This is a genomic window from Kitasatospora sp. LaBMicrA B282, from assembly GCF_050325825.1.
Lineage (GTDB): Bacteria > Actinomycetota > Actinomycetes > Streptomycetales > Streptomycetaceae > Kitasatospora.
This window is the reverse complement of the sequence record NZ_JBNQTI010000253.1, coordinates 1-8,471: the sequence shown is the minus strand read 5'-3', so window position 1 is coordinate 8,471 and position 8,471 is coordinate 1. Positions and strand designations below refer to the sequence as shown.

Sequence of the window (8,471 nt, the reverse complement as noted above, 5' to 3'; positions counted from 1 at the left end):
GCGCGCGACCGGCGGCACCCGGCCCGGCGCCGGCACCCCGGTGCCGCCCAGCCTGCCGCCGCTGTCGCCGACCGGCGGGACCGGCGGGACCGGCGGCGCCTGGCAGCGGCGTCCGCCGTTCCGCCCGCAGCCGATCCGCGGCTCGCGGGACGCCGTGCTCACCGCGGCCCGGTACCTGGAGTGGCTCGGCTTCGGCGAGTTGGAACTGGTCGAGGGCCAGGAGCGGGAGGCGGTGAGCCTGCTCGGCGACCGCCTGGTGGCGCAGGTGGACAGCTGGCCGGAGCAGGCCGACATGCGGGCGGTGGAGTGCCTGTGGCTGCAGACCCTGCACGCCGAGGAGATGGCCGCCGCGATGTTCACCACCGCCGGGTACTCGCACCAGGCCACGGTGCGCGGCGAGCAGTTGCTGGTGGCGCTCTTCACCCTGGACGAGGGCGGCGTGCCGCAGCCGGTGAACGGCGCCGCCGAAGCCCTGCTGGAGACCGGCTGGACCTCCTGACCATCCGCCCGGCCGGCACCGCCACCCCAACTGGCCCGCGACCCGGCCCGGTTGGCTGACGCGCCGACCCGCCGACCACTCCTGAACCACCGTCACCACCTGTCCCGGAGCAGCGGTCCGCGGCGGAAATCCGTCGCGCTCGTGATCTGGTGCACAAGCTCCCCCGAGTGTTGAATTGCCCTGCCCACGGCCGTGGCCGGTGGGGCACCGCATGGCCGTGGGGCACCGCACACAAGGAGGTGGCGTTGTCGGAGCACGGAACGACCCCGCTGGGCGGGGGGCGCGACCGGCCGGCGGATGCCGACCGACACCGGACCGGTCGCCAACGCGGCCACCGGACCACCCAGACCCACCCGCCGAACCAAGCTCCCGAGCACCTCCCCGACGCGGGCCCGACAGCCGCGGCGCCCGCCGCCGGGCAGCCCCCGGGCACCGGCGACCACCTCGACCGGAGCACCGGCGCCGCCGTCTGGCGGCTGCGCTCGCGGGCCTGCTGGCAGGAGGCGGCCGAGCTGCTCGCCCGGGACGCCGAGCGGGACGCCCGCACCGCCCTGCTCCGCGCCGAACTGCTGATCGAGGAATGCCTGTTCACCGCCGACCACTGGGACTCGGCGGAGGCCGCACTGCGGCTCGCCGAGGCCGGGGCGACCAGTACCGACCAGCGCGCGGCGGCGGCCTGTGCCCGCGGCTTCCTCGCCTACCTGGGCAGCGTGCTCGGGCCGCGCGACCGGCTGGACGAGGCGCAGGCCGCGCTCGGCCGGACCTCCGCCCTGCTGCCGCCCGACGCCCCGGAGCGGCCGCTGCTGGACTTCCGGCGCGGCCTGGTCGCGGAGAACCTGCTGCGCGACCGGACCGCCGCCTGGATCGCCTACCGCCGGGCCCACGAAGGGGCGTTGGCGCTGGGCGACACCCTGCTGGCGTCCTCCACCTGGCGGCACCTGGCGGCGCTCGCGCTGGCCGGCGGCGACCGGGTGCGGGCCCGCGAGGGCTTCACCGCCTCGCTGCGGCTGCGCGAGGAGCTGGGCTTCATGGTGGGCGTGGCGCCGGCCCTGGCGGCGCTGGCCGAGGTCGCCGAGCCGGCGGAGGCGCAGCGGCTGCGGGCCGAGGCCGGGCGGCTGGTCCAGTCGCTGGGCGGGGTGCCGGTCTGGCTGGTGGGGCGACTGGGCGAGGAGGGCGCGGCGCAGGCGCCGGGCGGCCCGCCGGGCGCACCGCGCGGCGCACCCCCGCACGCGCGCCCGGGCGTGCCACGCAGCCGCGGGGCGACCGGCGAGGCGGACACCCTGGGCGGGGTCGCCTAGCGCGGGCCCCCTGTCCCCAAGCCCCCGACCAGCGTCCCCCGGACGGACCTGCCGGGCGGCGACCTTGACCGCCTGTCAGCTAAGGTGAGGCTAACCTGACCGGGTGACGCGCGCACCCCCGCACGCGTCACCCGGCGCCCACCCGAGCCTGATGGGGCCGCACCGTGCCCGCCCGCACCGACCCGTGCCCGCCGCCCGCGGCCACGCCCTGCACCGCCGCCTACCGCGCCTTCGCCCAGGTCTTCCCCGACCTGCGGATCCACCAGCCGGCCGCCGCCCGGCCGCACGACGGCTGGGTGCCCACCCGCCGGCTGCTCGCCGACCCCGCGCTGCGCGCCCGGCTGATCGCCACCGAAGCCCGGCACTGCCGGGTGCGCTACGGCGCCGCACCCCGCCCGGACGTGGCCGCCGGCTTCTGGCTGCACCGCTACAGCTGGCCGCTCGGCCTGCTCTTCACGCTGCCCTGGTTCCTGCAGGGCCGCGTCCCGCTGCCGGCTCCCGGGCAGCTGGCCAGCCGCCGCGGCCCCGGTGGCGGCGGGCCGGCCGAACTCGCGCTGCTGCCCACCCCGGGACCGGCCCGCTTCGCCTGCCTGCCCGAGGACCCCGCCGCCGACCGGCCCGGCGCCCACCCGGTACCGGACCACGCGGCCCTGCGCGCGGTGCTGCGCTCCACCCTGGCCGCCCACCTGGAGCCGGTGCAGGCCGCCTTCCGCCCCGACCTGCGGCGCGGCCCGCGCACCCTGTGGGGCCTGGCCACCGACGAGGTGGTCGAGGGCCTCTGGTACGCCGCCGTGCTGCTCGGCGAGGAGGCCCGCGCGGTGGCGGCCCTGACCGAACTGCTGCCCGAGGACGGCGGAGCCGCCCCCTTCGGCGCCGCGGGCTTCCGGCTGCGCCGGCCGAGCGGTACGGGCGCCGCGCCGACCCCGGCGCGCACCCGCGCGAGCTGCTGCCTCTTCTACACGCTGCAGCCCGCGGAGCTCTGCGCGGGCTGTCCGCGCACCGTCGACTGACCGGACCGCGGGCCACCGTTCGACCACCCTCGATCGAACGACCCACCGAGCGAAACCGGCCTCACCAGCCGTTCGTCGTACGATAGTTCTGACGAAACGTCAGCCTTCGCCCTCTCCGGGGGAATTACCCACAAACCACCCGTGCGGCGGAGGACCATCGGCCATGATGGACCTCCCCCGGGTGACCTTTGCGCCACCCGTCGTACGAGAGAACAAGGCTGGTTCAGCACCATGAAACTGTCGGTCATACCACTGGGCTGGGCCGTTGCCGTCGCCGTCCTGCTGCTGGGCGCCCTGCTGGTGGCCTTCCTGCGCAGCAGGGGGGCGGCCGCCGCCCGCGGCACCGACTCCTGGGAGCGCTCCGAGGAGCGGCGGCGGCGCACGGAGTCGCTCTACGGAGCCGCCTCCTACCTGCTGCTCTTCTGCTGCGCCGCGGTCGCCGCCGCGCTCTCCTTCCACGGCCTGGTCGGCTTCGGCATCCAGAACCTCGGCCTGTCCGGCGGCTGGGAGTACCTGGTCCCGTTCGGCCTCGACGGCGCCGCGATGTTCTGCTCGGTGCTGGCGGTGCGCGAGGCCAGCCACGGGGATGCCGCGCTCGGCTCGCGCCTGCTGGTCTGGCTGTTCGCCGGGGCCTCGGCCTGGTTCAACTGGGTGCACGCCCCGCGCGGCGGCGGCCACGCCGGTGCCCCGCAGTTCTTCGCCGGGATGTCGCTGTCGGCCGCGGTGCTCTTCGACCGGGCGCTGAAACAGACCCGCCGGGCCGCCCTGCGCGAACAGGGTCTGGTGCCGCGCCCGCTGCCGCAGATCCGGATCGTGCGCTGGCTGCGCGCCCCGCTGGAGACCTACGCGGCCTGGTCGCTGATGCTCCTCGAAGGCGTGCGCAGCCTGGACGAGGCGGTCGAGGAGGTCCGCGACGCCAAGCGCGAGGCGGTGGTCAACCGGGAGCGCCAGCGGCTGGCCAGCCGGCGCGAGCGGGCCGAGATCCGGGCGATCAACCGGGCCCACGGCGGCTGGGGCCGGGCCAGGGCGACCGGGCCCGGCGGGCCGGGGGCCCGCCAACTGGAGCCGGGCACCAGTCCGGAGCCCGCGATAGCCGGCCCCGGCTCCCCCGAGCCGGCGGCTGCGCCCGGGCTGCCGATCCGCCCGGCCCACCGCACCATCGACCTGACCAGCGACGACGACACGGTGACGCTGCCGCGGCTCGACTCGCTGGAGCAGAAGCTCAAGGACCTGGAGCGCCAGTTCGGCTGAGCCGGGGGTCCTGCTGAGCCGACGGTCCGACTGAGCAGGCGGTTCGGCCCGGTCGGCGGGGCAGGCGGCGGAGGCGGGGTGGGCGGCGTCCGACGGGCGCCGTCAGCCCGCCTCCCCAGCCGACAGCTCGAACCACATCCGCTTGCCCGACCCACGCGGCTCCACGCCCCAGGCGTCGGCGAGCGCCTCGACCAGCATCAGGCCGCGCCCGGAGGAGGCCTGCTCCCCGGGGGTGCGCCGGCGCGGCCACAGGTCGGACTCGTCCTCGACCTCGATCCGCAGCCGCGGCTCGCGGCGGTCCTCGCGGTAGAGCCGGGCGGTGAACATCGCGTCCCGGTCGGTGTGCCGGATCGCGTTGGTCACCAGCTCCGAGGAGAGCAGCTCGGCAGTGTCGATCAGCTCCGGCACGCCCCAGCGGCGCAGCGCGTCGCGCAGCTCGCCGCGCAGCTCGGCCACCCGGGCCAGATCGGCCTGGCCGATCCGGCGGCGCAGCTGCTGTGCGGCCAGGCCGCCCTCGGGGCCGTCCCAGCGGAGCAGCAGCAGCGCGATGTCGTCCTCGCGCTCCGAGGAGTCGGCGGCCCGGGAGGCGATCCGGTCGGCCAGCGTCTCCAGCGGGTCGGTGCCGTCGGGGCCGGCCGCCGGCAGCTCGCCGGCCACCGACTCGCAGAGCCGGTCCATCCCGGCGTCCAGGTCCAGGCCGCGGGACTCCACCAGGCCGTCGGTGCAGAGCACCACGGTCTCGCCGGGGTCCAGGCTGAACCGGGTCACCTGGTAGTGCTGGTCGGGCGCGATGCCCAGCGGCAGGCCGCCGACCACGCTCTGCACCGTGCTGCTGCCGTCCGCCCGGCGCACCACCGGGTCCAGGTGGCCGGCGCGCACCGCGTAGACCACGCCGTAGTCGACGTTCACCTCGGCGTAGGTGCAGGTGGCGAAGTGGTCGGTGTCCAGGTCGGCCAGGAAGCGGGAGGCCCGGGCCATCACGGCGGCCGGCGGGTGCCCCTCGGCCGCGTAGGCGCGCAGCGCGATCCGCAGCTGGCCCATGATCCCGGCCGCGTGCACGTCGTGCCCCTGCACGTCGCCGATCACCAGCCCGACGTGCCCACCGGGCAGCGGCACCACGTCGTACCAGTCGCCGCCGATCTGCAGCCCGGAGCCGGCTGGCAGGTAGCGCACGGCGGTGGTCACCCCGGACACCGCCGGCACGGTGCGCGGCAGCATCACCCGCTGCAGCCCGGCCGCCAGCTCGTGCTCGGCGTCGTGCAGCCGGGCCCGGGCCAGCGACTGGGCGACCAGGCCGCCCAGGGTGGAGAGCAGGGTGCGCTCGTCGGCGTCCAGCTCGCGGGACTCGTCGAAGCTGAACACGCAGAGCCCGATCGCCCGGCCGCTGGCCACCAGCGGCAGGAAGGCCCAGGCGCTGCGGCCGATCCCGTGGACCCGTGGCCAGGCCTCCGGGAAGCGGTCGCGGTACTCGTCACGACTGGCCAGGAAGATCGGCAGCCGGGTCCGGATCGCCTCGGCGGCGGGGTGGGTCGGCTCCAGCGGGGTGCGGTCGTAGGGAGCGGTGTCGGCCGCGCTGTAGCCCATGGCGGCCAGGATCTGCAGCCGGCCGGCCTCCATCGAGGCGAGCACCAGGCCGTCCGGCGGCAGCCCGGGCAGCGGCAGCTCGCTGAAGACCCGGGCCACGTCACGCACCGTGACCGCCTCGGAGAGGGCCCGGGCCGCCTCCTTGATGAACCGCGACCGCTCCTCGCGCAGCGCGGCCTGCCGACCCGCATCCTCCCGCTTGTGCAGCTCGGCGGTGGCGTCCCAGACGAAGCCGACCATCCGCGAAGGGCGGCCGAAGGCGTCGGCCAGCACCCGGCCGCGGAACCGGACGGCGTGCAGCTCGCCGCCGGGGAAGACGGTGCGGTAGTAGGCGCCGCACTGGCCCAGCTCGGCCACCGCGCGCTCGACGCGCCGGCGCACCACCGGCGCGTCCTCGGGGTGCAGCAGGGCGAGGAAGTCCTCGGCGCCGAGCTCCGCGCTGCGGTCGCTCAGCCCCATGAAGCCGCAGGCCCGCTGGTCGGCCTCGATCACGTCGCGCCGGATGTCCCAGTCGAAGGACCCGATGCCGTTGGCCGCCATGGCCGGCTCCAGCCAGTCCGGCGTGGAGTCGCCGGTCCGGCTCGCGGCCGGGCCCTGGACGGCCGGGCCCTGCGCGGGCCGGCCGTGGACGGCGGGCAGCACGGTGGGGACGGCGAACCGACCCGTAGCCGGGACGGCGTGGCGGCCGCCCTGGGCCTGCGGGCCGAGCGGGAGGCGGGCGGGCCGCTGCGGCTCGGGCTCAGTCGCCATGGTTCTCCTGCCACTGCCGGGTCGGTGGACGGGTGTGCACGGGTGGGTCGACGGGACCCCGTCGCCGGTCTGGGACCCCTGGGTCCGGACACACATTCTCACTATCCTGTCGAATGTTCGACCACGCGGCAATAACAGCCGAAGGGCGCCCGGCGCCGCCCGCTCAGCGCCCGGGCGCTGCGAGTTCGAACCAGGTGATCTTGCCCTCTGCGCGGACCCGCACACCCCAGGCGTCGGCCAGCGCCTCGACCAGCATCAGTCCCCGCCCGCTGGTCGCGGTCTCGGCGGCGCGGCGCGGACTGGGCAGCTCGGGCGTGCCGTCGCGCACCTCCACCCGCAGCCGCCGGTCGCCACCCAGCACCGCGTCCAGCACGGCACCGGCGGTGGTGTGCTGCAGCGCGTTGGCGACCAGCTCCGTGGTGAGCAGCTCGGCGGTGTCGGCGAGCTCGGGCACGCCCCAGCGGCCCAGCGCGGCGCGCAACTCCGCGCGCAGCGGGGCGATCGCGGCCAGTTGCCCCGGGGCGAAGGCGGCGTGCAGCCGGCGGTCGAGGGTGCGCTCGGCCGCCTCCGCCCCACCGCCGGTGCCGTTGTCCGCCCGGATTCCGAAACTCTGCTGACTCTCCATCAGATCCCCCAGCCGTGCTCCGGTCCATCGTGAGTCCCGCGCACCGCCGGTCGCAACGGTGCACGAAACGTCGACTGAGGTGCACGGGGGGCTCACGGCGCGCAGTCTGCTGACACCCTGTCAACATCCGCCCTCCGGCGGGCCTGCCCAGCGCCCCCGAACCGCGGCGCAGGCGCGGGCCACGAGAAGGGGTGCGAGGCAGCCGGCACGCGTGGTCCGCGCGGACTGCGCCCCGGCGGGCGCCGGACGGCACCCGGCGCACTCCACGGCGCCGCGAGCCGGCGTCGACCCCCCGTCGACCCCGGCGCCGCCCTCCCACGCTTCGGCCTCAGCCCCTCGCCACTCCCCTCGCCGCTCCCCGCGCCGCCCCCGGGTCAGTCTCCTCGCCACCCCTGGCTTCCCCGGCAAACGAGCGACAGCCCCGCAGGTCACCTCGCAGAACACCGCATCCCGGGCAAGGCTGGACACGGCGACCCGATGCGGGTTCAATGGCCAGCAGAGAATTTGAACGACGTTCTAACCCGGGGCGAACCCAGCGCCCCCGGCCAGCCCCTCTCCTCCACCCCGGCTACCCGCGAGCGAGGCACCGTGCGACTGACCCCCACCGAACGGGACCGGCTGCTGATCTTCACAGCCGCTGAACTGGCCCGCGCCCGGCGCGCCCGCGGCTGCCGGCTCAACGTCCCCGAGGCCACCGCGCTGATCGCGGACACCGTCTGCGAGGCGGCCCGCGACGGCAGGCGGCTGGCCGAGGCGATCGAGGCCGGGCGCAGCGTGCTGAGCGCCGCCGACGTGCTGCCCGGGGTGCCCGACGTGGTCACGGTCATCCAGGTCGAGGCGGTGTTCGAGGACGGCACCCGGCTCGCCGTCGTCAACGACCCCTTCCAGGGCGCCGGTTCGCTCGGCGAGGACGCCCCCGGCGCCGCCCTGCCCGGGGCCGGCACCGGCTACGACCCGATCGAGGAGACCGTGGTGCTCACGGTCCACAACACCTCCGCGGTGCCGATCTCGGTCACCTCGCACTACCACTTCTTCGAGGTGAACCCGCGCCTGGCCTTCGACCGGGCCGCCGCCTACGGCACCCGGCTGGCCGTGCCGGCCGGCTCCTCGGTCCGCTTCGACCCGGGCGCGGTGGTCGAGGTCGGCCTGGCCCCGATCCGCGGCGAGCGGGTCGCGATCGGCTTCGCCGGGCTGGTCGACGGCCCGCTGGACGCCCCCGGCGCCCGCGAGGCCGCCCTGGAGAAGGCCCGCGCCACCGGTTACCTGATCAACCTCGACGACTCGGAGGTGGAATCGTGACCTCGATCTCCCCGCACGACTACATCTCCGTCCACGGCCCGCGGGCCGGTGACCGCGTCCGGCTGGGGGACTCCGGCCTGATCGTCCGGGTCGAGCAGGACTCCCAGGCACCCGGCGACGAGTTCCTGGCCGGGTTCGGCAAGACCGCCCGCGAC

7 protein-coding genes and 1 pseudogene are annotated in these 8,471 nt (G+C 76.4%); 6 read left to right on the top strand and 2 right to left on the bottom strand.

Annotated features, from left to right (window positions below):
* From ACQRUO_RS37075 to ACQRUO_RS37060, 4 genes and pseudogenes are all read left to right on the top strand, one after another.
* Positions 1 to 499: pseudogene (locus tag ACQRUO_RS37075) on the top strand (hypothetical protein); the annotation flags it as partial.
* A gap of 476 nt (positions 500 to 975) precedes the next feature.
* Positions 976 to 1,797, top strand: a complete 822-nt coding sequence (locus ACQRUO_RS37070) for a hypothetical protein (protein ID WP_428320580.1) — start codon at positions 976 to 978, stop codon at positions 1,795 to 1,797.
* Positions 1,798 to 1,961: 164 nt separating this feature from the next.
* Positions 1,962 to 2,807, top strand: a complete 846-nt coding sequence (locus ACQRUO_RS37065; RefSeq protein ID WP_428320578.1) for a (2Fe-2S)-binding protein — start codon at positions 1,962 to 1,964, stop codon at positions 2,805 to 2,807.
* 231 nt (positions 2,808 to 3,038) lie between these two features.
* Positions 3,039 to 4,058 (top strand): DUF2637 domain-containing protein, encoded by a 1,020-nt coding sequence (locus ACQRUO_RS37060; protein WP_428320577.1) that lies wholly within the window; start codon positions 3,039 to 3,041, stop codon positions 4,056 to 4,058.
* 102 nt (positions 4,059 to 4,160) lie between these two features.
* Here the strand turns inward: ACQRUO_RS37060 and ACQRUO_RS37055 are convergent, their stop codons facing one another.
* Both ACQRUO_RS37055 and ACQRUO_RS37050 read right to left on the bottom strand, forming a co-directional pair.
* Positions 4,161 to 6,392 carry a SpoIIE family protein phosphatase gene (locus ACQRUO_RS37055; protein ID WP_428320576.1) on the bottom strand — a complete coding sequence of 744 codons (2,232 nt, stop codon included), beginning with the start codon at positions 6,390 to 6,392 and terminating at the stop codon, positions 4,161 to 4,163.
* 163 nt (positions 6,393 to 6,555) lie between these two features.
* Entirely contained in the window at positions 6,556 to 7,017 is a 462-nt protein-coding gene (locus tag ACQRUO_RS37050; RefSeq protein ID WP_428320575.1) for an ATP-binding protein, read from the bottom strand.
* Positions 7,018 to 7,605: 588 nt separating this feature from the next.
* Here ACQRUO_RS37050 and ureA point away from each other — a divergent pair.
* Both ureA and ACQRUO_RS37040 read left to right on the top strand, forming a co-directional pair.
* Positions 7,606 to 8,316, top strand: coding sequence for an urease subunit gamma (ureA, locus tag ACQRUO_RS37045; RefSeq protein ID WP_428320574.1), 711 nt, complete (start codon positions 7,606 to 7,608; stop codon positions 8,314 to 8,316).
* A partial coding sequence (locus ACQRUO_RS37040) for a hypothetical protein (protein WP_428320579.1) occupies positions 8,310 to 8,471 on the top strand: 162 nt, incomplete at its 3' end. The genes ureA and ACQRUO_RS37040, both read left to right, overlap by 7 nt.